Origin of the sequence: Pseudomonas sp. PA15(2017), from assembly GCF_001945395.1 — a bacterium.
GTDB lineage: Bacteria > Pseudomonadota > Gammaproteobacteria > Pseudomonadales > Pseudomonadaceae > Aquipseudomonas.
This window is the reverse complement of record NZ_MSXV01000058.1, coordinates 111,706-134,105: the sequence shown is the minus strand read 5'-3', so window position 1 is coordinate 134,105 and position 22,400 is coordinate 111,706. Positions and strand designations below refer to the sequence as shown.

Annotated in this window: 33 protein-coding genes; 28 read left to right on the top strand and 5 right to left on the bottom strand. The window is 61.4% G+C overall.

The window, feature by feature from the left end; genetic code table 11:
• Nucleotides 1-100: 100 nt before the first annotated feature.
• The 5 genes from BVH03_RS26495 to BVH03_RS22265 form a co-directional block, all read right to left on the bottom strand.
• Nucleotides 101-241 (bottom strand): hypothetical protein, encoded by a 141-nt coding sequence (locus BVH03_RS26495; protein WP_168175662.1) that lies wholly within the window; start codon nucleotides 239-241, stop codon nucleotides 101-103.
• Nucleotides 234-443 (bottom strand): hypothetical protein, encoded by a 210-nt coding sequence (locus BVH03_RS22280; RefSeq protein WP_075963232.1) that lies wholly within the window; start codon nucleotides 441-443, stop codon nucleotides 234-236. The genes BVH03_RS26495 and BVH03_RS22280 overlap by 8 nt, the downstream gene beginning before the upstream one ends.
• Complete coding sequence (locus BVH03_RS26490) at nucleotides 436-594, bottom strand: hypothetical protein (RefSeq protein WP_168175661.1); 159 nt, start codon at nucleotides 592-594, stop codon at nucleotides 436-438. Before BVH03_RS26490 ends, BVH03_RS22280 begins: the two co-directional genes overlap by 8 nt.
• On the bottom strand, nucleotides 591-950 hold the full coding sequence (locus tag BVH03_RS22275) for a hypothetical protein (RefSeq protein WP_075963231.1): 360 nt from the start codon (nucleotides 948-950) through the stop codon (nucleotides 591-593). Before BVH03_RS22275 ends, BVH03_RS26490 begins: the two co-directional genes overlap by 4 nt.
• Nucleotides 951-1,498: 548 nt before the next feature.
• A complete protein-coding gene (locus BVH03_RS22265) occupies nucleotides 1,499-2,242 on the bottom strand; it encodes a S24 family peptidase (protein WP_075963229.1) in 744 nt (247 codons plus the stop codon).
• Nucleotides 2,243-2,331: 89 nt separating this feature from the next.
• Between BVH03_RS22265 and BVH03_RS22260 the strand changes: the two genes are divergently transcribed.
• The 28 genes from BVH03_RS22260 to BVH03_RS22125 all read left to right on the top strand — a co-directional run.
• Complete coding sequence (locus BVH03_RS22260) at nucleotides 2,332-2,532, top strand: hypothetical protein (RefSeq protein WP_075963228.1); 201 nt, start codon at nucleotides 2,332-2,334, stop codon at nucleotides 2,530-2,532.
• Between the two features lie 21 nt (nucleotides 2,533-2,553).
• Nucleotides 2,554-2,736: a hypothetical protein gene (locus tag BVH03_RS22255; protein ID WP_075963227.1), complete on the top strand. Its 183-nt coding sequence runs from the start codon at nucleotides 2,554-2,556 to the stop codon at nucleotides 2,734-2,736.
• 19 nt (nucleotides 2,737-2,755) lie between these two features.
• Complete coding sequence (locus BVH03_RS26485) at nucleotides 2,756-2,926, top strand: hypothetical protein (protein ID WP_168175660.1); 171 nt, start codon at nucleotides 2,756-2,758, stop codon at nucleotides 2,924-2,926.
• Nucleotides 2,927-3,141: 215 nt separating this feature from the next.
• Nucleotides 3,142-3,837: a hypothetical protein gene (locus tag BVH03_RS26665; RefSeq protein ID WP_218189566.1), complete on the top strand. Its 696-nt coding sequence runs from the start codon at nucleotides 3,142-3,144 to the stop codon at nucleotides 3,835-3,837.
• The gene (locus BVH03_RS22240; RefSeq protein WP_075963224.1) at nucleotides 3,834-4,571 is read left to right on the top strand and encodes a replication protein P; all 738 of its coding nucleotides are present in this window, start codon (nucleotides 3,834-3,836) and stop codon (nucleotides 4,569-4,571) included. Before BVH03_RS26665 ends, BVH03_RS22240 begins: the two co-directional genes overlap by 4 nt.
• On the top strand, nucleotides 4,571-5,128 hold the full coding sequence (locus tag BVH03_RS22235) for a hypothetical protein (RefSeq protein WP_075963223.1): 558 nt from the start codon (nucleotides 4,571-4,573) through the stop codon (nucleotides 5,126-5,128). The genes BVH03_RS22240 and BVH03_RS22235 overlap by 1 nt, the downstream gene beginning before the upstream one ends.
• Nucleotides 5,125-5,751, top strand: a complete 627-nt coding sequence (locus BVH03_RS22230) for an adenylosuccinate synthase (RefSeq protein ID WP_143486044.1) — start codon at nucleotides 5,125-5,127, stop codon at nucleotides 5,749-5,751. The genes BVH03_RS22235 and BVH03_RS22230 overlap by 4 nt, the downstream gene beginning before the upstream one ends.
• A 29-nt stretch (nucleotides 5,752-5,780) precedes the next feature.
• Nucleotides 5,781-6,449, top strand: coding sequence for a recombination protein NinG (locus BVH03_RS22225; RefSeq protein WP_371915387.1), 669 nt, complete (start codon nucleotides 5,781-5,783; stop codon nucleotides 6,447-6,449).
• 88 nt (nucleotides 6,450-6,537) lie between these two features.
• The gene (locus BVH03_RS22220; RefSeq protein ID WP_075963547.1) at nucleotides 6,538-7,032 is read left to right on the top strand and encodes a hypothetical protein; all 495 of its coding nucleotides are present in this window, start codon (nucleotides 6,538-6,540) and stop codon (nucleotides 7,030-7,032) included.
• An 11-nt stretch (nucleotides 7,033-7,043) separates the two neighbouring features.
• On the top strand, nucleotides 7,044-7,334 hold the full coding sequence (locus BVH03_RS22215) for a hypothetical protein (RefSeq protein WP_075963222.1): 291 nt from the start codon (nucleotides 7,044-7,046) through the stop codon (nucleotides 7,332-7,334).
• A 39-nt stretch (nucleotides 7,335-7,373) separates the two neighbouring features.
• Nucleotides 7,374-8,219, top strand: a complete 846-nt coding sequence (locus BVH03_RS22210) for a terminase small subunit (protein ID WP_075963221.1) — start codon at nucleotides 7,374-7,376, stop codon at nucleotides 8,217-8,219.
• Between the two features lie 2 nt (nucleotides 8,220-8,221).
• A complete protein-coding gene (locus tag BVH03_RS22205) occupies nucleotides 8,222-9,841 on the top strand; it encodes a terminase (protein WP_075963220.1) in 1,620 nt (539 codons plus the stop codon).
• 11 nt (nucleotides 9,842-9,852) lie between these two features.
• Nucleotides 9,853-12,144, top strand: a complete 2,292-nt coding sequence (locus BVH03_RS22200; protein ID WP_075963219.1) for a hypothetical protein — start codon at nucleotides 9,853-9,855, stop codon at nucleotides 12,142-12,144.
• Between the two features lie 46 nt (nucleotides 12,145-12,190).
• Nucleotides 12,191-12,559 (top strand): hypothetical protein, encoded by a 369-nt coding sequence (locus tag BVH03_RS22195; protein WP_075963218.1) that lies wholly within the window; start codon nucleotides 12,191-12,193, stop codon nucleotides 12,557-12,559.
• 79 nt (nucleotides 12,560-12,638) lie between these two features.
• Nucleotides 12,639-13,475 carry a hypothetical protein gene (locus BVH03_RS22190; RefSeq protein ID WP_075963217.1) on the top strand — a complete coding sequence of 279 codons (837 nt, stop codon included), beginning with the start codon at nucleotides 12,639-12,641 and terminating at the stop codon, nucleotides 13,473-13,475.
• A gap of 192 nt (nucleotides 13,476-13,667) precedes the next feature.
• A complete protein-coding gene (locus BVH03_RS22185; protein ID WP_075963216.1) occupies nucleotides 13,668-14,717 on the top strand; it encodes a hypothetical protein in 1,050 nt (349 codons plus the stop codon).
• Between the two features lie 33 nt (nucleotides 14,718-14,750).
• The gene (locus tag BVH03_RS22180) at nucleotides 14,751-16,043 is read left to right on the top strand and encodes a DUF4043 family protein (protein WP_075963215.1); all 1,293 of its coding nucleotides are present in this window, start codon (nucleotides 14,751-14,753) and stop codon (nucleotides 16,041-16,043) included.
• Nucleotides 16,044-16,102: 59 nt separating this feature from the next.
• A complete protein-coding gene (locus tag BVH03_RS22175; protein WP_075963214.1) occupies nucleotides 16,103-16,582 on the top strand; it encodes a hypothetical protein in 480 nt (159 codons plus the stop codon).
• Nucleotides 16,583-16,644: 62 nt separating this feature from the next.
• Entirely contained in the window at nucleotides 16,645-17,505 is an 861-nt protein-coding gene (locus tag BVH03_RS22170) for a RyR domain-containing protein (RefSeq protein WP_075963213.1), read from the top strand.
• A gap of 3 nt (nucleotides 17,506-17,508) precedes the next feature.
• Nucleotides 17,509-18,177, top strand: coding sequence for a DUF6682 family protein (locus tag BVH03_RS22165; RefSeq protein ID WP_075963212.1), 669 nt, complete (start codon nucleotides 17,509-17,511; stop codon nucleotides 18,175-18,177).
• Between the two features lie 102 nt (nucleotides 18,178-18,279).
• Nucleotides 18,280-18,525, top strand: coding sequence for an HP1 family phage holin (locus tag BVH03_RS22160; RefSeq protein ID WP_075963211.1), 246 nt, complete (start codon nucleotides 18,280-18,282; stop codon nucleotides 18,523-18,525).
• Nucleotides 18,522-19,034, top strand: coding sequence for a lysozyme (locus BVH03_RS22155; protein ID WP_075963210.1), 513 nt, complete (start codon nucleotides 18,522-18,524; stop codon nucleotides 19,032-19,034). The genes BVH03_RS22160 and BVH03_RS22155 overlap by 4 nt, the downstream gene beginning before the upstream one ends.
• Nucleotides 19,031-19,522: a lysis system i-spanin subunit Rz gene (locus tag BVH03_RS22150; protein ID WP_075963209.1), complete on the top strand. Its 492-nt coding sequence runs from the start codon at nucleotides 19,031-19,033 to the stop codon at nucleotides 19,520-19,522. Before BVH03_RS22155 ends, BVH03_RS22150 begins: the two co-directional genes overlap by 4 nt.
• Nucleotides 19,519-19,902 (top strand): Gp49 family protein, encoded by a 384-nt coding sequence (locus BVH03_RS22145; protein ID WP_075963208.1) that lies wholly within the window; start codon nucleotides 19,519-19,521, stop codon nucleotides 19,900-19,902. The genes BVH03_RS22150 and BVH03_RS22145 overlap by 4 nt, the downstream gene beginning before the upstream one ends.
• Before the next feature lie 10 nt (nucleotides 19,903-19,912).
• The gene (locus BVH03_RS22140) at nucleotides 19,913-20,515 is read left to right on the top strand and encodes a hypothetical protein (RefSeq protein WP_075963207.1); all 603 of its coding nucleotides are present in this window, start codon (nucleotides 19,913-19,915) and stop codon (nucleotides 20,513-20,515) included.
• A complete protein-coding gene (locus BVH03_RS22135) occupies nucleotides 20,512-20,778 on the top strand; it encodes a hypothetical protein (RefSeq protein WP_143486043.1) in 267 nt (88 codons plus the stop codon). The genes BVH03_RS22140 and BVH03_RS22135 overlap by 4 nt, the downstream gene beginning before the upstream one ends.
• Nucleotides 20,779-20,783: 5 nt before the next feature.
• Nucleotides 20,784-21,278, top strand: a complete 495-nt coding sequence (locus BVH03_RS22130) for a hypothetical protein (protein WP_075963205.1) — start codon at nucleotides 20,784-20,786, stop codon at nucleotides 21,276-21,278.
• A gap of 3 nt (nucleotides 21,279-21,281) precedes the next feature.
• Nucleotides 21,282-22,400, top strand: a 1,119-nt coding sequence (locus BVH03_RS22125) for a hypothetical protein (RefSeq protein ID WP_218189565.1), incomplete at its 3' end; no start/stop codon positions are given.

Below are 22,400 nucleotides of genomic sequence, written 5' to 3'. Positions count from 1 at the left end.
CGATCGGCCAGGCCGAGCGCGAGAATGAAACCGAGGAAGAGGGCGAGTGCTGCGGCGAAACTGCGCCAGAGCACGATGCGGCGGGCTCGCTGGTATTGGGTCATGCCGGCACCTCACAGGTGATGAACCAGATACCGCGGCGGCGAACCGTGCGCTTGATCTGTGTCGGGCTGGTGAGGCCGGCGGCAATAGCGCGGGCCAGTGCCTGGGCGAAGCAACGTCCGGTAAATGGCTTAGGCATCCACCCCTCCTAATTTCCTGTCGGCCTGCTCGACCTCGTTGCGGTACTGGTCGTGCTCGGCGCCGGTGATAAGGCTCTCTGCATAGGCGAGCTCGATCATCGCGGTCGACCCTGCCCAGCAAATCGACCGGGTGATCTCGGACGTGCATTTGCCCAAGTCGCGAATGGCCTTGCGTATAAGGCGGTGGGAGATCTCAGACATGGTCGAAATCCCAGCTGCGGAACAGCTCATTGCCTTCGCCGACATAGATCTCGCCCTCGGCCTCTTCTTCCTCCTGTTCGGGAGTTAGCGGGTCCAAATAGTCGGGATCGCGTGGATCGAGGTTCATGCGCCATGCGTTGTGCGTGATCACTGCGGCAGCTCCTGCAGAGGGGCGGCGGCAATGCGGCGCTCAACTTCCTCGGCGGCGAACTCTTCCTGGCACTGGTCGACATGCTCACGCAGCCATTTCAAGGCAACGCCCTGCAGGCTGTTGTCGCGGTGGATGCGCGAAAGGCACAGGGCGACAGTGGTGTCTCGGTCGAGGCGGGTAGCGCAGAAGTCCGCGAAGGCGCTGCACAGGGCCGGCTCGCCTTGCTGAAGCTCGTTGATGACGATCAGCTTCATGGCGTCCAGCGAGCGAATGCGCATTGACTGGCGATGCAGCTCAACCAGGCTGAGGGCGCCGTTAGCAGGTGCGCTTGCGATCTGATTTTGGGTTAGGTGCATGGTTGCCTCCGTGGTGGCCAGTAGCGGCTACGTGAGGCAAATTTAGAAAGCTAAACAGATTTCGTCAAGCATATAATTTAGTTTTCAAAACTGTTTAGGCAAATGTTAGCCTTCCTGAGGGGCTGGATAGCGGTCTATGGAGGGTGGTTCAGTGCCTGCGTCGCAACGACTTGCGGCCACTTCGGCGTTTCAGGCTGCAGTGCTTGTAATAGATGGCGGCGGCGGAGCTAGCGGTAAAGATGAAAACCTTAGAGGCAAATTGCATGTGCAGAAGGAAAGAGGATGCGGGCACTTCTGGAATTAGCGATAGCCCGATGGCGCCAATCATCACCCGACAAGAACAAAGGATGATCGAAGCAAGGATTAACCGCTGTTTTCGAATATTCTGGGCGGCCTTTTTCGTGAGCTGCCTAGCTGGCCACATCAGTGTGATCCTGGCTTTGGCAATAGACCTTTTTATCAGCTTGCCTGCTCTGATCAGAGCCTGCCTCCTGAGTTCGGCGTTAAACAAGCGTTTCGACCAGGCGCTTGAAGTGGAAATGCGAGAGTTAGCCCATCGCGCCGCCGCGCCAGATGACGCGACCCAGAATCGGCATGTCGTGTAATACCGCAGGGCTGACAGGTTCGTCTGGATAGGCGAGCTTGTCGGCGTTGTCGCTGCGGATCAGCCAGGCGCCAGATAGCTGCTGGATGATCCGCTTGATGCTTATGCCGCCATCAGGTCTGCGAATCGCGTATGCCTGGCGATCGCGCGGGTCGGTATCCGATACGTCGAAGAGCACGACGTCGCCATCGAAAATATACGGCTCCATGCTGTCGCCTTCGGCATAAATCACGAACAGATTTTCCGGCTTTGCGCTCATGCGTTTGAGCCATTCCCGCTTGAAGGCTAGCCCGCCCTTAACCTCGACATGGTCATTCAGAAAACCGTCACCGCACTCACCCTTGGCTGAGTACTGAGGAATCAAGGCGTACTCGCTTTCCGAAGGGGAGTTATCCGACTCCGTCCGGTCTTTCTCATAATCACTTGCGTCCATGTCAAGCCAGGGCTTCGCGAGAGATATTACACCTGCCGGAACAACGGGAACGGGGGTTCCTTCTCCAGTAGCGAGCCATCGTGCAGAGCAGCCGAGAGCCTTGGCCAAGGCCATAAGGTTCTCGGCCTTCATCTTGTTGGTGCCATTGAGCCAAAAGGTGATGGTCGACTTCGAGACACCTACACGTTTCGCAAGGTCAGTCTGCGATATGGCGAGCTCATCAAGCCGCGCTCTGAATCTGTCTTTGAATTCCATATTTAGGATTCTAAACCTTACCGTGTTTTGTTATCTTGCTTCTTTCTGTTTACCTTTCTAAACTCCTGAAAAACCCGTGGAGCTAGGACATGACCTACGAAGAAGCAGTTGCCCATTTCAAGACAGGCAGGGCGTTGGCTGCCGCCCTTGGCGTAAGCCCTGGGCGCGTATCTCAGTGCAAGTCTGCTGGCGGGTTCTCCTACCAGCAGCAGTGCGTTCTTGAAAAAGCATCTGGCGGAGCTATCGAAGCGCGCCAAGATGACGAGCCCGCACAGCAGGTACCTTCCTGATGATCACCAGCAGGCCAATCGATGTGTGAGTTTTCAGACTTCATCAAGCACCACGAAATCAAAGCCCGATTCGACGATGAAACCCTCGGCCGGATCCTGGAGCAGTGCCGCAAGCAGCGGAAACGCCGCGCGGTGCTGGTCCGGGAGATTGTCGAGCGTTGGCTCGATGAAGAAGAGCGTAAGGCAATCAGCAATGCGGCATGAAGGCCCGCGGGAGGCCCTGTTGAGCAGGACAACACCAGACGCCAATCACAACCTTGTAGCCAAGGCGATCGGCGAGATGACAACACGCGAGCGAACGCGGCTCGAGGTAGCCGCGCGCGCGGCCGGGCTCACGCTTGAGCAGGCCGTCGTGAAGATCGTCAGCGAAGCGCTTACAGGCGAGGCGCGCTGATGGATTGGCTCAGGTGGTGGCACGGGACTGTGACTGACCCGAAATTTCAGCGTGTTGCACGAATGTCCGGCGCGAGCGTGGGCGAGGTGCTGGCTGTATGGGCGTGCCTACTTGAGTGTGCGAGCGCGGTGCCTGTGTGTGACGCGCCTGTGACGCCGTGTGACGTCACATGTGACGGTGGTGACGCCGATGTGACGCCGGTGACGCGCGGTGACGTGACGAGTTTCAACTGTGACGACCACGACGTTCTGCTGGGCTTCGGCGACGGCAAATGTGCGCTGATCGTTGCTGCTATGGCAGAGCGGGGCATGATCATTACCGGGCGGCTGGCGAGTTGGGACGAGCGGCAACCTGCGGTGCGTGATTCGGCGGGGAAACGACAGAGTACTAGTGCGGCGCGGACTGCAGCTTATCGGCAACGGAAAAAAGCCGCCCAGAATGTGACGTCTGGTGACGGTCACAGTGACGCACCTCCCGTCACAGGTGACAAAAGTGACGCTGGTGACGCACCAGAGAAGATAAGAGTAGATAAGAGTAATAACCCCCCTTTCCCCCCTGCTGGGGGTAAGGCACCTGCCAAGCCGAAACCGAAAGCCAAGGCCCCGGCTGCCTCTGCTGAGAAATCCGCGAAGGCTAAGCCGAAGCGCCCGCTACCGCTGCCATTCCTGATGACCCCTGAAATGCTGGCCTGGGCTGCCGAGAAGGCGCCTGCGGTGACGCTCGACCGCGAGACGGAGCAGTTCATCGACTACTGGACCGGTACCGGCAAGCCGATGGCCGACTGGCAGGCCACCTGGCGCCGCTGGATGCGTACGGCTCAGGGCGATCTGGAGAAGCGTGGCCTGGCCAAGCCTGCCGACGGCGGTGCCGTCGATGACACGAAGTGGATCCACGAGGACGACGGCCTATGAAACCTGCAAGCGACGTGCTGAAAACGCTGCCGAACCTGCCGGCCGAGCAGGTGGACGATCCCCGGGCCAAAGTGGCAACCGACGAAACGGCTCGCATCGTGAACATGCTGTTCGAGGAGCTGAAAGCGATCTTTCCCGCGTGGCGTCAGGCCTGGCCGAACGACGCGGCTGAGAAACGCGCGAAACGCACTTGGGTGAAGGGCTTTGTTCGGGCGGGTGTTATGACCGTTGAGCAGCTGCGCTATGGCATCGAAGCGTGCCGGCAGCTGGATACCGACTTCGCACCCAGCATTGGCAAGTTCGTGAAGCTCTGTGTGCCGACTGCCGTTGATCTGGGCATGCCAGATGACGAGGCAGCATGGCGGGAGGTTGAGCGCAACTGTGCGAACCCTGGGCGCCACCGCTGGAGTCACGAGGCTGTTCGCCTCGCGGGCTCGTCTGTTGGCTGGTTCCGGCTGCGTTGCAGCAGCATTCCCGAGGAGACGCTACGCAAGCGTTTCGATCACGCGTATTTCCAGCTGCGCCGGCGCTTGGCCGTGGGTTTGCCGCTCGAGGAGCCGCTTCAGGGGATTGAAGACCAGAGCGGACAGTTGACGCCGGAGCAGGCTGACCGGCGCGCCGAGCAGGCCGTGCAACACCTGATGCGCTCACAGGGCCTGGACAAACTGACCGGCGAGCAGGCTCGCCTGCAGCTGCTCAAGCAGATGCGTATTCGTGGTGGTGAGGAGGAGTGATGGCTAGCACAGCGACAGCCACAACAGGCACGGCCGGCGCCAAGTCGCCAGCGAAGAAACGCGCTGCGCGCCCGATTTACATGGTATGGCGCCGGGTGATCGACGAGCAGACCGGTGAGCTGCGCATGGGGTTGTGTGCCGACAGTAGCATCGACCAGTTTCTGTGCCGCGAGCGAGAGTATCGCGCCGGCGACCAGGTGCGCTGCGAGATCAAGAAGGCGCGCAACGTGAAGTTTCACCGCCTGGTGCACGCCCTAGGCCGCATGGTCAGCGAGCAGGTCGACAAATTCCACGGCCTGGACGCCCACACCACGATCAAGAAACTGCAGCTCGACGCCAGCGTGTGCTGCACCTACGAGGCGTTCGACATCCCCGACCTGGGCCGGGTGATGCGCCAGATTCCCGAGTCGATCAGCTTCGACTACATGACCGAGGAGCGCTTCCGCGAGTTCTGGCGCGGGATCTGCCAGCACCTGATCGAGAAGTACTGGCCCGGGCTGACCGAAGAAGCGATCGAGCAGATGACGGGCCTGATGCCTGGGGAGCGTGAGCAGTGAGCCTGATACCGATGAGCCATGCAGATCTCTGCGCGATCGCTGTGAGGTGGCTGAAACGGCCCAACTCGGCTGGCGGCCCTGGCTGCCATGTTGCTGTCAGCGAATGCCGCTCTGGGTGGACTGGCGAGGTGCCTGATGCAATTGGCTTCCGCGCGGCCGGCAGCTATGACGATGGATCTATCGTCGTGGAATGCAAAACCAGCAGGGCTGACTTCCTGGCAGATCGCAAGAAAGCTCACCGTACGACCGGAGGATGCGGCAACTGGCGTTACTTCTTGGCACCAGAAGGGCTGATCAGCCCGGATGAATTGCCGCCAGGCTGGGGGCTGCTCACGGTGAACAACCGTGGCCACGTCAAGCCAGTGGTCGGGCTGGCCGCGCTATACCGCAAAACCTATGCGCGAGACTCCGACATCCTGCACTGGCGGCATGAGGCCAATCGTGATCGTGAGCAATTCCTGCTCACCAAACTGCTGAACCGCCTAGGCGATGTAGAGGAGATGAACCTGAAGGTCAAAATGGCCTACTCAGAGCGGAGCCGTTTGGTAACCCGTGTGAACGAGCTCACTGAGCAGCTGAGCAATGAGAGATTGCAGCGGTATGTGGGAGGCCGTGGCCAGTGAAGCGCACCGAACTGAAGCGCAAGACGCCCCTGAAGGCCAAGGCCAGCGGCATCAAGCCGCGCACACCGCGGCAGAAGACCTGCGACAACCCAGCGTGCGGCAAGAAATTCACGCCGGTACCGGGCGCGATCGGCCAAAAGGTGTGCTGCTGGCAGTGCGGCCTGGCCATCGCTGATCAGCCTGAGAACCAGAAGAAGGCGCGCGTGGCCATCGAGCAGCGGGAGCGGCGCGAGATCCAGGTGCGCAGGGAAAAGCTGAAGACCTACGGCGAGCACATGGCTGATGCCGAAAAGGCCGTGAGGGATTGGCGCCGCACCTACGAATTGTCCATCGGCAGTGGCTGCATGAGCTGCGACAAAGATCAGCATCAGGTGCAAGCCGAGTTGGGCTGGATTATCGGAGGTGCCTGGGATGCTGGTCACTACCTGAGCAAGGGCGCCCGCCCTGAGCTGCGCTTGGAAGAGAACAACATCTGGCTCCAGTGCAAAGGCTGCAACGGTGGCTCGGCCAAGTACGCCCGCAAGGGTGAATCGGTGCGCAACGGATTCCGCCTTGGCCTTATTGAGCGTATCGGCCTCGAGGCAGTGGAAGCGCTAGAAGCCGACCACCGCCCCCGCAAATACACCATCGAAGAGCTGAAGCAGATCACCGCGCATTACCGGGTGCTGCTGCGCGAGCTGAAGAGGGGGCGTGCGTGAACGATCCAATTTTTCAGGCCTGGCTGGCCGAGCAGTACCGGATCCTGCGCGAGCAGGGGCTGATTCGATGAACAAGGGGGAGGGGAGCATGAAGCGCACATCGTCGACACAGATTGTGCTGGAGGCGCTGCAGGATCTGCATGCGCAGGAGCAGATAGTCACGCGTGAGGCTTTGTCCGACGTCACCGGCCTGAAGGTGGCGGTGGTTGATGACCGGCTCAAGTCGCTGGTAGCTGATGGACTGGTCGCCCGGGTGCAGCGTGGAATCTACGTGCCGGTGGAGCAGCACCCGCCAGCGCGCCAGATCAGCAAGACCATCCTGCCCGACGGCACGGTGAAGATCGACATCGGCGATGACGTTTTAACGCTGACACCCCGGGAGGATCGAATGCTGGCGAATCTGTTCGCCGGGGTGACGATGCAGTCGGCAACAATCGAGCTGGGACATCACGCGGCGCTGATGTCCGGAACGCTCAACTCTCGCTTGAATCGCCTTGAACGGATATTGTGTCGTGCTGGCGACGGCGTATCAGCCGGCCAGGACGTGGTAACCGGTCCAGGGCAGAGCCAGCCGGACGTGTGAAGGAGTCAGCAATGGAAACAGTAGAAGTTCTGCTCATAGGCGGTCCATGTGACGGAATGCGCATGAGTGTGATGCCTGGCCAGCCAAGCCTTCAGGCTGTGCCGATGCGTAAATGCGGAGTGCCAAATTTTTCCGAGTCCGCCTTCTCGGTGAGTGAGACCCAGCAGATCTACACCTACCGTAGAGTGCCACTCCGGGGCGAAAAATATGCGGAATATGATGTTTACGTGTTCGGCGACTATGACGTGCTTGGGACGCTTATCAAAAACTACCGCGCCCACGTAGGTGTTGACCCCTTGTAGGGTTCGACACTCCCCAGGCCACCCGGAAAAACTCCGGGCATGGCCAAAGAATCTCCGGGCTCCAAGCCCACCCCCAAGAAGACCCCAAGTAAGCCGGTAGCCAAGAAGGCCGCCGGCTCGTCTGCTCGTGCTCGAAATACCGTGAAGGTGCACAACGCAGAGGTGGTGCTTACCGCTCTGCAGGTGCGTTTTGTTGAGGAGTACCTGGTAGACCTGAACGCAACCCAGGCAGCTATTCGTGCTGGGTACAGTGCAAAGACTGCAGGAGTCGTAGGCTGCGAGAACCTTACGAAACCTAATATCCAGGCTGCGATCGCTGATGCGAGGCGGAAGCAACAGGAACGCACTGAGATCACTGCTGACCGTGTGCTGCGCGAGGCGTGGAATCAGGTCACGGCTGATGCTCGCGAACTGACCGAGCTGATCGTGGTGTGCTGCCGCCATTGCCATGGTGATGGACACCTGCGGCAGCGCACACAGATCGAGCGCGACTACGCATACGCGCTCTGGGTGTCTGAAGGCGAAGACCCTGATGCCTTCCCCGAGGATGGCGGCGTCGGCTTCGATTCCAACCGCGAGCCACATGCCAACTGCCCGGAGTGCGGTGGCCATGGCTACCCGCGCGTGGTGCTGAAGGACACGCGCAAGCTCTCCCGCGGAGCTGCATCGCTGTTCGCCGGCGTGAAGCAGACGAAGTTCGGCATCGAGATCCAGATGCACAGCAAGGATGCGGCTATGGAGAAGCTGTTCAAGCACCTTGGCCTGTACGAAAAGGACAATCAGCAGCGCGTGGACCCTCTGGCGAGCCTGCTGCACACCATTGCAAACGGGAACTCCAATGGCTTCAAGCCGGTGAAGCACGACCCCGAGCATGGTGAGGACTGAGCATGGCCATGCGTGTGGTGCACGACCAGCCGCTGCAGCCGCTCCCCACGAATGCCGAGGAGTTGGCCAAGTGCCTGGCTGATCCTGAGTGGCGGATCTTCTCCGGCTGCCTGTACAAGATCATGATCAAGGGCGACGACAAGCTCGACGAGGATGGAAACATCGTTGAGCAGGGAGAAACCTTCGTGATGCCGTTCTCGCCGAACAGGGCGCAGAAGCGATTCCTCACACGGCTGTGGCATCGCAACCTGATCCTCAAGGCCCGTCAGCTCGGTTTCACCACGCTGATCGCCATCCTGTGGCTGGACCACGCCCTGTTCAACGGCAACCAGCGCTGCGGGATCATCGCCCAGGATCGCGAGGCAGCCGAGGCGATCTTCCGCGACAAGGTGAAATTCGCGTACGAGAACCTGCCCGACGAGATCCGCGAGCGCTTTCCGCTGGCCCGTGACAGTGCCATCGAGCTGCTTTTCGCGCACAACAACAGCAGTGTGCGCGTCGCTACCTCGATGCGCTCCGGCACCATCCACCGGCTGCACGTCTCCGAGTTCGGGAAAATCTGCGCCAAATTCCCTGACAAGGCGCAGGAAGTGGTGACCGGCTCCATCCCGGCTGTGCCCACCAATGGCGTGCTGGTGATCGAGAGTACTGCCGAAGGCCGCGAGGGTGAGTTCTTCAACATGGTGCAGGTCGCCGAGCGGCAGCACCGGGACAAGAAGATCCTGACGCCGAAGGATTACCGGTTCCACTTCTACGCCTGGTGGCAGGAGCCGAATTACCGCCTGCCGAGCCGCACGGTGTCGATCAGCCACGACGAGCACAAGTACTTCGACAAGCTCGAAAAGCTTATGGACTGCAAAATCGACCCCGACCAGCGTGCCTGGTACGTGGCCACGAAGCACGCCGACTTCCCGGGCAAGGAAGAACGCATGTGGCAGGAATACCCCGGCACGCCAGACGAAGCGTTCCAGGTCAGCACCGAAGGCAACTACTACGCCGAGAACATGGCCGATCTGCGCAAGCGCGGTGGTATTACCCGTGTTCCCGTCCTGGATCTGCCGGTAAACACCTTCTGGGATATCGGCAATAGCGACGGATGCGCGATCTGGTTCCAGCAGGAGCTGCGCGGTGAGGACAGATTCGTCGACTACTACGAGGAGCACGGCAAGGATCTACGCCACTACGCCCAGGAGCTGAAGGATCGCGGCTACCTGTACGGCGTGCACTTCCTGCCACACGACGCCGCGCACAAGCGCCTGGGCGACTACAACCGCAGCGTGCTGGAAATGCTCGAGGAGCTGCTGCCGGGCCACACCTTCGTGGTTTTGCCGCGCATCACCGAGCTGATCACCGGCATCCAGCAGACCCGCAAGCACATGAAGGGTTGCTACATCGACGAGGATCGATGCGCCGAAGGCATCAACAGGCTGGAGAACTACAAGAAGAAGTTCAGCCGCTCCGAAAACCGCTTTCTCGACAACGCTCCGAACAAGGCCAACGGCTGCAGCGAGGGCGCAGACGCCTTCCGGCAGTGGGCGCAGGCCAAGGAGCTGGAAATGCTGGGCCACATACCGGGCCAGCGCACGTACAACGAAGCCCCAGCGCCTGACTGGCGCACTTGAGGAATCACCAGATGGACGCTACCGCGATCAAATATGTCGATGACCTGCAGCAGGGCGAGCAGCCGGAGGATGAGTTGGCTCTGACCCTGGATGAGTACTCGGAGATCATGCACGAGATCGAGGAACAGCCGAAATGGCGCAGCACGGCCGACAAGGAGATGGATTATGCCGATGGCAACCAGCTCGACAGCGACCTGCTGGCCCGTCAGCGCGCCCTTGGCATTCCGCCGGCGGTCGAGGATCTGATCGGTCCGGCGCTGCTGTCCATTCAGGGCTATGAGGCTGAGACGCGTACAGATTGGCGTGTGACCCCAGATGGTGAGGTTGGCGGCCAAGACGTTGCTGATGCGCTGAACTACCGCCTGAACCAGGCCGAGCGCCACAGCAAGGCCGACGCGGCGTGCAGCGATGCGTTCCGGCCGCAGATATCGATCGGCCTGGGCTGGGTAGAGGTTTCACGCGAGAGCGACCCGTTCAAGTTCCCGTATCGCTGCGGCAGTGTGCACCGCAACGAAATCCATTGGGACTTCAGCGCGCAAGAGCGCGACCTTAGTGATGCGCGCTGGGTTCGCCGCCAGCGCTGGTTACGCCCTGACCGTATTGCCCGCGTGTTCCCTGACCACAAAGAGCTGATCATGGCTGTCGGCCGCCATGGCTCTAGCTGGTGGATGGATGACCCGATCGGCAACCACGACGGTGGCGCATCGACCGGGCTGCACAATGCCTGGGCAGAAGCCCGTGCATGGAGCGTGCAAGAGGAGCGCTGGTACAACCCGACCTCGAAAGAGGTGTGCCTGGCTGAAGTCTGGTACCGGCGCTGGGTCGATGTGGGCGTGATCACCGCCCCGGATGGCCGCGTGGTCGAGTATGACGAGAGCAACATCGCCCACCAGGTGGCGCTGGCCAGCGGTATGTCGCAATACAGCCGCGCGGTCGTTGCCCGTGTGCGCCGCAGCTACTGGCTCGGGCCACACCGGCTGCACGATGGCCCGACGCCATACAGCCACCGGCACATCCCCTACGTGCCATTCTGGGGCTTCCGTGAGGACAGCACCAACGTGCCCTATGGCTACGTGCGCGGCATGATCTACCCGCAGGACAGCCTGAATAGCGGCATCAGCAAACTGCGTTGGGGTATGGCATCGGTGCGCACCGAGCGGACCAAGGGCGCCGTCGACATGACGGATGCGCAGTTCCGCCAGCAGGTAGCGCGAGTAGATGCCGATATCGTCCTGGACCCAGTGGCTATGGCCAAGCCGGGCGCGCGCTTCGAGGTACACCGTGACTTCCAGCTCAACCAGCAGCAGTTCCAGATGATGCAGGACAACCGGTCGGCCATTCAGCGTGTGTCCGCTGTCACCACCGGATTCATGGGCAAGGAAGGCACCGCCACCAGCGGCCGCCAGGAGCAGATGCAGATCGAGCAGAGCAACCAGAGCCTGGGCAGGGTGATGGACAACTTCCGCGCCGGACGGATGATGGTGGGCGAGATCCTGCTGTCGATGATTGTCGAGGACCTGGGCGACAAGCCGCACGAGATCGTGATCGAGGGTGACGCCGTGCGCGAAGACCGTGTGGTGGTTATCAACAAGCCTGAGCAAGACCCAGCGGGCTACACGTACCTCTCGAACGACCTGCAGCGTACTCGCCTGAAGGTCGCGCTCGAGGATGTGCCGAGCACCAACAGCTACCGTGGCCAGCAGCTGTCGGCGCTCTCCGAGGCGGTCAAGTCGCTGCCGCCGCAGTACCAGGCCGCCGTGCTGCCGTTCCTGGTCAGCCTCATGGATGTGCCGTTCAGGCGCGATGTGGTCGAGGCGATTCGCGCGGCGAGCCAGCAGGAAAGCCCCGAGCAGATCGAGCAGCGCATCAAGAAGGAGGTGCAGGACGCCCTGGCACGTTCTGGCACCGAGGCGAAGATGCGCGAGATCGATATCAAAGAACGCAAGTCGGATGCAGAGATCGAGCAGATCCGCGCTCAGTCGGTACAGCTAGGTGTGCAGGCGGCTTACGCGGCCATGCAGGCGGGAGTGCAGGTCGCGCAGATGCCAATGATCGCGCCGGTGGCCGACGAGATCATGAAAGGGGCAGGTTATGTGCGCAAAGCCGGCGATGATCCGGATTTCCCGACTGCTGAGGCGACCGCAGCGATGAACATCAAATCGCCCTACATTCAGGGGCAGGGCGCCGATGACCTGACCCAGGTGCGGGAGAACACCAGCCCCGCGCATCCGCCGGTGCCGGCAGAGCCTGGGACTGGCATGCAAGGAATTGAAACCGCTAGGACGGAGGACAACCTTGGCTGATTAGTTTCAAAGTGGCATTCTGCTAGCTCTTTCAAGGAGCGATGGTATGACCGGAATGATTCAAGGGTTTCCAGCCAGTGATTGGGTTCGTGCGCGTGATGTTGCTGAAGAGATCATCTCAGCCAGGGCCAAGCGTCGCGGCAACCAGTTCATCAGCTACACCGATCTTGTTGCCCAGCTGCCGCTTGCCATCGAACCCAATGATCGCCGTCTCAGTGTGATGCTTGATGAAATATCGCGAAAAACTCACGAACTCGGGCGTGGCTTCCTAACAGTTCTCGTAGTCCATAAGAACGGTGACCAGTTTCCTGGAAATGGTTTTTTTGAGATGGCTGAGCTGTGCGGTGAGGACGTGAGTGATCGTGAGGCGTTTTTTATCCGTGCCTACAACCAAGTGATTGAAGCAAATCGCTGAACGCACGCGTAGTTTGCCAGACTAGCCAGTGATAACCGGCGATACTACGCAGCTCTAATAAGTTATGGAGATTGCCAACATGAGTTATGGAGTGACGCTTTACAACTTGTTCATCGCTTCGCCTGGCGATGTTGGCTGGGCAAGGACACAAATTAGGCAGTCTGCTTATCTCTGGAACGAGGTCAATACAAAACACCGGAAAGCAGTACTTTTCCCTCTGGGCTGGGAAACTAACTCAGCGCCGAATATGGGCGCTCCGGCACAGCAGATCATCAACGAGACTCTCCTCTCAGAGGCAGACATACTCGTTGGCGTATTCTGGACACGGTTGGGCACTCCTACTGCTGAATTTGAAAGTGGCACGGTTGAAGAGATTGAGCGCCACATTAAGGCGGGAAAGCCCACGCTGCTCTATTTCTCTGAGCAGCCTGTGGCTTTAGGCTCGGTGGACATGGAGGAATACGAGCGGCTACAGACCTTCAAGAAGTCTTGTCAGTCTCGTGGTCTGTATCATCAGTTTGAAGATCAGCCCAAGTTCGTAGAAGACTTCAATCGGCATTTGGGTATGCATGTCAATGAGCTGCTTGGCGCGCAGCCGGTATCTACAGCAGCGACGGCAGATGTCGGCATACCAAGTGTGGCCCGCGGCTTGAGCGAGGCGGCTAAGATCCTTATCAAGCAGGCTTCGAAAGATGCTTACGGAAAGGTTATGACCATGGAGGCTATCGGTAGCAGTCTTGTGCAAACGAATGGCAAGCAGTTCGTACATGGTGATGATCCTCGTGAAACCGCAAAATGGTTCGGTGCGGTACGTGAGCTTGTGAAGGCCGGTTACCTTCTGCCCAAAGGAGCTAAGGGACAGGTTTTCGATGTGACAGCGTTGGGCTACGAGTACGCTGACACTCTGCCTGATTGAACTTGAATCTACGGCCTCATGGGCAATCCGCGAGAGCTGTAGAATCATTGACCCCCTGTAGGGTTTTTCCTTTCTTCCTCCCCCCTAGACACTCGTTTGCAAGCCAGGCACGCGCCTGGCGATGCGCGGGGCGCGCTTGCGCTCTGCATCAGCTGAACCCTTGCGGCCACGGCGATATGTGGCGGGACAGGCATGAAACCAGACGAGTTTATCCAGCAGCACGCACCCGATGGTGTGTTGACCGCAGAGCAGGCCGCCCAGCTGATCGAGCTGGCGGAACAGGGCGATACCGGTGCTGTGTCATCGGAAGAAGGCAGCGCGCCCGTCGTTGCCCCTGAAGCTGCAGCAGCACCTGAAGCGGTAGCGGCTGCCGACGACGTACCGAAACCCAATGAACCCGTGGCTGCCACTCAGGACGAGGTGGATCCGGCCAATGCCGTGATCCTGGCAAAGGACAACAAGCACACCATTCCGTACGACCGGCTGGTGGAGGCGCGGGAAGGCCGTCAGGCCGCCGAGGGCAAGGCGCAGGAAGCGCTGCAGAAGCTGCAAGAGGCTGAGAAGGAACTGAGCGCGCTGAGGGAACAAGCGCAGCAACGGGCGGACGTCGGAGCGGCGCCCACCGATGCCGACAAGAACCTGGCTGTCGCCGAGGCAGCCATCGAAGCCGGTATCGACCCGGAGATCTTCGGGGATTTCTCCCCCGAGGAGATGGCCAAGGGCGTGCAGAAGCTGATCGCAACCAGTGTTCCGACGCTGATTGCGCAGGCGCTTCAGCAGCAACTGGCCCCTCTGCAGCAGAAGCAGGCGACTACCGAGCATGAAGCTCACCTGGCGCTGATCCATGCCAAACACCCTGATCTGGATTCGATTCTGGAGAGCACGGAGCTGCAGGCCTGGATCGATTCGCAGCCGAGCTTCGCCCGCCCGGGTTACCAGGCGGTGATCGGCACTGGATCGGCCGAGCAAGTCATTGAGTTTCTGGACACGTACAAGGCAGCAACTGGGAAAGCTCAGGCAGCCGCTGCGCCCTCTGCAGAGAGCGTGAAGGAGGCAGCCAAGAAAGCCATCGCCGCGGCCAAGCCGCAGGTGCCCGCCAGCCTCTCGGACATCCCGGGCGGCAAGGTTGGTCCTGCAACCGGGCACGAAGCGCTGGCGACCTTAGGCGCCACCGATATGGCCGAGGCCTTGATGGACAAGAGCCCGGAGCAGATCGAGGCATTTCTCAACCGGAGCGTTTGACGCTCCGGGTCCCGTTGAACAAGGAGATTCACCGTGTCCGATAAGACGCACATGCGCTACGGCGACCCCAAGGCGATGGTGGAGCAGGCCGTCGGCCTCTTCGCTGTGCATACCCAACGCAATACCACCCTCAACCGCCTGACCGGCAAGATGCCGAAAGGCGAGGCGGGCGCTGAGGCGACCCTGCGCAAGCAGACCACCCAGCACATGCCCATCGTTCGTTGCCAGGATTTGGGCAAGGGCCGCGGCGACGAGGTGACCTTTCACCTGCTGAACCCCACCGGCGGCTACCCGATCATGGGCAGCGCGTACGCCGAGGGCCGTGGCGTGGGCATGAAGCTGTCGGAAGACAAGCTGCGTGTGAACCAGGCGCGTTTCCCGATCGACCTGGGCGACACCATGACTACCATCCGCAGTCCGGCCGACTTCCGTCGCCTGGGTCGTCCGGTGGCGCAGGCCAAGATGGACGCCTACGTCGACCAGAGTCTGCTGGTGCACATGGCTGGTGCCCGTGGCTTCCAGGACAACATCGAGTGGGCGATCCCGACTGAGGTGCACAAGGACTTCGGTGCAATCATGGTCAACCGCGTGAAGGCGCCGACCAAGAACCGCCACTTCATCGCAGACGGTGGTAACGGTATCCAGCCGTTCAAGGTCAACGCTGGCGAAATCGACCTGGCTACCACTGACCTGCTGAAGATGGACACCGTGGACGGCGTGCGCAACTTCATGGATCAGATCGCGCTGCCGCCGCCTCCGGTGATCTTCGAGGGTGACGCTGCTGCGAACGACTCGCCGCTGCGCGTGATGCTCGTCTCTCCGGCGCAGTACAACCTGTTCGCCGCTGATCCGAACTTCCGCCAGCTGCAGGCCAGCGCCATGGCGCGTGCTCAGCAGGCGAAGGGTCACCCGCTGTTCCTGGGTGAAGTGGGTCTGTGGAACGGCATTCTGATCGTGAAGATGCCGAAGCCGATCCGCTTCTACGCCGGCGACACCATTCGCTACTGCGCCGCGAGCGACAGCGAGAACGAGAGCACCTGCGTGGTACCTGACTCGTTCGGCGATCGCTTCGCCATCGACCGCGCCATCCTCCTGGGTGGCCAGGCTGTGGCCGAGGCAATGGCTGCCAGCGAGAAGTCGAAGATCCCGTTCTTCTGGAGCGAGAAGGAGCTCGACCACGGCGACAAGGTGGAGCTGCTGCTGGGTGCGATCCGCGGTGTTAGCAAGATCCGCTTCGCGATCGAGACCGGCAACGGCACCGAGTTCACCGACTATGGTGCTACCGCGATCGACACCGCCGTGCCGATCATCGGCGCCCGCAAGTGATGGGCTGGGCCGGGTAACACCGGCCTACCTTTCTATAACCCTATCGAGGAGAGCCCATCATGGCCAAAGTTACTCTGCGCCAATACGGCGAACGCCAGTTCGGCGGCGCTGCAGGCGCCTACGGCAACACCACCACCCTGCGTTTCCAGCTCGTGACCATCGCCAATGGCAGCGCGCAGAACGCGGATGTTTCCACCCCGATCGCCTCCGGCGATGTCGTCGACCTGGGGCCACTGCCGGAAGGCTTCCGTCTGGATGACGCGCAGATCCTGGTGACCACTGGCATGACCGCCACCATCACCGGCTCGCTGGGCTTTGCCTACGAGGATGGTGTCGACGATGCCGGCGTGCCGCAGGACGCTGCGTACTTCGGTGCCGGTATCGACCTGGCTGCTGCTGGCCGCAAGCGCACCACCGGCTCCAAGCTGGTGGTGCTGCCCAAGCCTGCGCGCCTGATCCTGACCACCGCTGTAGCGGCCAACGCCAAGGCCAGTGCGATCAACGTGCTGGTGAGCGGCGAGTTGCAAGGCCCGCGCTGATCCGCGCTTCTCGGGAGGGCCTTCGGGCCCTTTCGTTTTTTCAGACCAAGCAGGACATCGACATGAAAGTCATCGTAATTGCTGGTATCGCTCATGCGATCCTGTCGTCGCTCAAGCGGCTGGCGGGTGAAGAAGTGGTCGCGTGGGCAGATACCGAAGAGAGCTATCAGCAAGGCCTCGTCGCAGGCGTAAATGCGTATGTGGCCGATCCTGAGCTGACCCCTGAGGCTGAGCACCAGGCATGGCTGGAGGCACGTGTTGCTGATGGCTGGACCCATGGTTCTGCTTTCGATGCTGAGCCGAAGAAGCATCCTCTGATTCTGCCGTTCGAAGAGCTTCCACTGGATCACAAGAGCATGGCTGTGGTGCTGCACGCGACCGTGCATGCGCTGAAGGATATCCCGGACGCTGATGATGCTGTCGCCATCGCCGTGGCTGAACTGACCGCAGCTGGCCAGGCCACGCCTGCCGCAGCCTCGGTTGCCGCTGCACTGCCTGCTGGCCACGTCCCTGTGCAGTACATCGGTCGCCGTGACACCTTCACCGACCACCTTTACGGTACCGGCCTGGTGTTCGCGAAGGAACAGGTGCGCAACCTGCCGGGTGACCTGGCTCGCAAGTTTCTGCGCCACGCCGATCAGTTCAAGGAAGGCCAGGCCGCAGCAGTGGCCGTGGAGCAAAGCAGCGCTGCACCTGCCGACGACACGGACGCCAAGCTGGCCGCAGCGAAGAAGGCCAAGGACGACGAGCAGAAGGAGCAGGACCAGCTGAACGACCTGCGTCAGCAGATCGGCGTGATGACCAAGGACGCGCTTTTCGACTACGCCTTCACTCGGTACCAGCAGAAGCTGGACAAGCGCGCCTCCGTCGATAGCCTGCGTCAGCAGGTGATCGGCCTCGTTGACCAGTACGGCCCGGTGTAAATCATGACCCTCGATGAGCTGGTAAAGGACTTTCGCACCACCACCCAGGACAAGGTGGAGCCCTACCTGTTCGAGCAACAGGATGTGGCGCGCTGGCTCATCGAGGCCGAGCAGGAAGCGTGCATTCGTGGGCGCCTTCTTCATGAGTCCGAGAACACAGCGGTTTGCGAGGTTTCGGTGCAAGCCGGGCAGGCGAGCTACCCGCTGCATGCCGCCCTGTACGAGATCGATCATCTGGGGCTGCTCAACGCTGGCTGCCCTCACCAACAGCCGATGCGGCTCGTGTCCCGCGAGTGGCTGGATGACAACCAACCAGGCTGGCGTGATCGTACGGACGTGCCTCGCTTCGCTATTCAGAGCGACACCAGCATCCGGCTGGTCCCTGCACCAGCCACGGCTGGCATTCTCAAGCTCGAAGGCTTCCGGCTGCCGATCCGTGGTCTGACGAGCGATCGCACGTCAAAGCCGGAGATCAGCGCCGCGCACCACCGGCACCTGGTGAACTGGGCGCTGTATCGCGCGTTTACCGTACCCGATGCAGAGACGCTGAACCTGGGCAAAGCAGGGGATGCACTGGCCGCTTTCACCGAGTACTTCGGCGCCCGCCCGGACAGCGACCTGCGCCGCACCACCCGCCATGACGTCGAGCACCATAACAAAGCCTGGGCCTGACCCCCTGTAGGGTTAGCTCGCACGCCTTCTGCCTCATAGCCTTGCTACATCACAAGCCCCGCTCTGTGCGGGGCTTTCCATATCTGCAGTAGGGACCGGCGAATGAGTGCCACCGAGAAAGCCATAACCGGGAGCAGCTACATCGGCGCTGTCTTGTCGATCATCGGCGGCATGACGCTGACGGACTGGGGCATTGTGGTCGGCATCATCACCGCGCTGCTGACCTTCGGCGCGAACATGTACTACCAGCGGCAGAAGAACGCGCGCGAGCAGCACCTGTACGAAATGGAGCTGCAATACGTATACAGGGCCCGCCAGGACGTGCACCAAGAAGGTGGCCAGCAATGAGGGTCAAGGGCAAGCTGGTTCCCGCCGCCCTGGTGGCTGCGCTCAGCAGCCCTTTGGCGTACACCACCCTCGAGCGCTTGGAGGGCAACGTGCGGGAGGTCTACGCCGATCACTTGGCCGGCGGCATCCCCACCTACTGCGCCGGCCGCACGGACTGGAGCGCTAAGGTAGGCACCAAGCTAACCGACGACCAGTGCCGCGAGGTCAACAAGACCACCATCATCGAGTACGGCATCGCTGTGCTGGCCTGCACCGATTGGTCGAACATCACGCCGCGCCGACTGATCGGACTGACCATGTTCGCCATCAACGTCGGCAAGGCTGGCGCCTGTAATAGCCAGGCGGTCAAGTCCATCAATGCCGGCGACATCACCAGGGGCTGCAACCTGATCGCCACCAAGCCGAACGGGGAGCCGAATTGGTCGACTGCTGGCGGCCGCTACGTTCAGGGCCTACAGAACCGCCGCCAGGCCGAGCGCACGCTTTGCCTGTCAGGGCAGCCCGTATGAACCGCCTGCTGCTCGCCGTCGTCGCCGTGCTGGGCGCCGGCCTCCTGCTGGCGCTCTGGCGCATTGATCGCGTCACCAGCGACCGAGACCTGGCCCAGGCCGCTGCCGATCAGCAGCAGGCCCGCGCTGACTCCCTGCGCAACACCCTGAACCTGACGCGCGAGCTGGCCAATGACCAGGCTGCAGTTGAGGCCACCTACATCGAGGAGAAACAACGTGCGGAGAATCATGCCGAGAATCTGCGCCGCTGCCTGGCTGCTGGCACTTGCGGGCTGCGCGTCGCAGCCACCTGCCCAGTCGTGCGAGTGGACGGAGCCGGGGCCGCTGCCGGCGAGCCTGATGCAGGGGCCCCAGAACTTACAGCCGCTGCTCGACGAGCTTATCCAGCCCTCGTTTCCGCCCTCAAGCAGCAGCGAGCGCAAATAGTCGGCCTGCAGGCCTCACTTAAAAACCTGCACAGCAAGTGCAAGATCGGAGCAGCACCATGAATGACCAAGCTATTGAGCAAGAGATCCAGGCCAAGGGCCTTACTGCGCCGCGTGTCACTCCCGCCGACATCGAGGCCAACATCTCGAGTGAGCACTACTTCACTGCGGGCCAGGGCGATGCAAAAGCGGTGGAAGATGCCGCCTTTTCTGGAGGTGCGCTGAACGCCGCGGCTTCGCGTTCTACGCCCGATGCGCTCCATCTGCTGACCTTCTGCGTGCTGGTGCTGCGCAACGGCTTCACCGTGACCGGCGAGAGCGCCTGTGCCAGCCCGGAAAACTTCGACGCTGAGATCGGCCGCAAGATCGCACGCCAAAGCGCAGTGCAGAAGATCTGGCCGCTGATGGGCTACGCCCTCAAGGAACGCCTGAGCGGCGAGTGAGGAGAGCGCAATGGCGCCCGAGATTCCCCTGACCATCACCCGAGGCGAGACCTTCGAGTTCGGCATCATGTATGCCGACGAGGATCTGCGGTACCTGCCTATCACTGGCATGCCGAGCACCGCGCCGGCGAGGCTGACGGTGGTGGGTCACCAGGTGCCAGAGGGCTGGCCGGTACGCATCGAGTGCGTGAAGCAGCCGATGGAGCTCAACACGCCTGAAGACGAAACCCAGTTCGCCCGGGTGGTCGACGCTGACACTATCGAGCTGAACGAGGTGAATGCGCATTGCTGGCGACCGTTCTCCGGTACCGGGCTGATGATCCTGCGTGCACCCATGGATCTTACCGGCTGGCACTTCCGCGCCCAGGTGCGTGATCGCGTGGGCGGCAACCTGCTGTTCAGCTGGCACAGCGACCCCGCCGAGCAGCCTGACGGGCTGGTGATCGTCGACCTGGCGCTAAGCCAGTTCGTGCTGACCATGGAGGCTGCCATGGCCGGCGCCATCACCTGGAACCGTGGCGTATACGACGCCGAAGCGATCGACCCGAGCGGCCGCGTCTACAAGGTCGCGGCCATCAGCCCGGTGGAAGTCACCGGCGAGGTAACGGTGTGAGCGTCATCGCCGTGCGTGGCCATGCTGGCCGATCTGCAGTTGCAATCCAGCTGCGGCAGCGAGGAGCTGTGGCGGTCGTGCAGGCGCGGCGGCCGATAGTGGTTGCCGCCGGTCTACGCGGTAAACCCGGGCTGGATGGCGTGGGCGGCGCCGAGATAAGCGCCGAACCAAACAACAGACTGACCCTAAAAGCAGACGGGCTGCACGTGTCCGACGACTTCCAGCCCGACCCGCTTGCCCACTACATCCTTGCTAAAGGCTGAACGCTATGACTATGGAAACTCGCCTGATCGCCTTGGCCAATGCCATCGGCACCGACATCAAGAACCTCACCGCCAAGCAGGGCGACCTGACCAGCCTGCCCACCCAGGCCAAGGGCAACCTGGTGGCGGCCATCGCCGAGATCTACAGCCTGATGGGGCAGGCCGGCGCTGTGATCGATGACAGCGCTGGCGACGGCGCCACCAGCGTCACTTGGTCGGCGAATAAGATCCACGACACCATCGAGCTGGCCAAGGTCGCTGTAAAGGACTCGATCCTGGGCGGTGCGTCCGAGGCCTACGATACGCTCAAGGAGCTGGAAGAACTCGCCACGGGCAATGCTTCGGCCGCCGCGGCGCTGGCTGCAGCCGTGGCAAATCGCGTGCGTTATGACGATGCGCAAACTCTAACCGTCGCGCAGAAGCTGCAGGCCTGCACGAACATCGGCATCGGCAACCCCGAGACCGACTTCGCCGCGGCCTACGCCACGGCCAAGGCGTGACCCATGACTCTGGTAGCGCGCGTGATCGCGCTGGCCCAGGCGGTGGCGGCTGACATCAAGGCTATTCAGGTCTCGCTTTCCGGCCTTGGCACGGCCGCCCGCAAGAACGTGACCACCTCGGCCATCGACAAGACCCCTGATCGGGTGCTGCGCACGGGTGATGGCGGCTGGATGGGAGACGTACCTACCGCTGAGCTGAACTTCAATCTCGACGACCGTACGTTGCGGGGCTGGCGTTACTGCGCAAAGAATACCACCACCGGCACTTTCCCCCCGGGCGTCAACTATGGCCATGTCCATACCTTCGGAAATACCGGGGACGCGGTGAGCCAGGAGCTGTGGGCCTTCGAGGGTGCCAGCCAGACTTACACGCGCTGGTATCGGCAGTGCTTTGGCAGTGGGGCCTGGGGCGTGTGGGCGCCGATTCCTCGGCATGGCGAGGTCTTGCAGGGTGCTGCTCTGGTTGAGTGCGGCACGTTCGTCAGCGGTGGCCAGGACTCGGACATCCTGATCAAGACCAATATCCCGGCGGCTGAATCGGTGATGCCTTCCCTCATCATCGAAGGCGCGATCAGCGGGTATACCCTCCCGTTCAGGATCGACTTGTCGTGGTACTTCTACCAAGGCGCGATTTACCTGCCCAATGCTATCGCCATGTCGGCCGGCAACCGGCCTGGCTGGGTCGCTATTCATCTCAGCGTGATCAATGGCCTTATCGCCATACGGCTGCGGTTCACCGCTGGCACCGTGTACCTGCCTCGGGTCGCAGTGCGGGCGAACAGAACCCCTCCCTATGGTGGGCTGTTGTCCTATTACCTGGGGTGGTCAGCCACTTATTCAGCAGGAGCCCAGGCGGGGGAGGTGAACGTCCCGGTAGTGAACCAGCTTCGAGATACAGACATTGAAAGGGGGTTCAATGCCAACGGTTCGTACACCCGTTACCCTGACGGCACCGTGGAAATGTGGAAGGCTTTAAGCGTGCCGTGCACGGCCAATACCTTAAAGCAGGTGTACATCGACCTGCCCGCGGCAGTTGACATTACCCAGCCCGTTATCCCTGTGCTTGGGCTTGGGGCACCGACTGACACCTGGGGTTTCGAGTGCCGGCAACTGGCCGGGGTG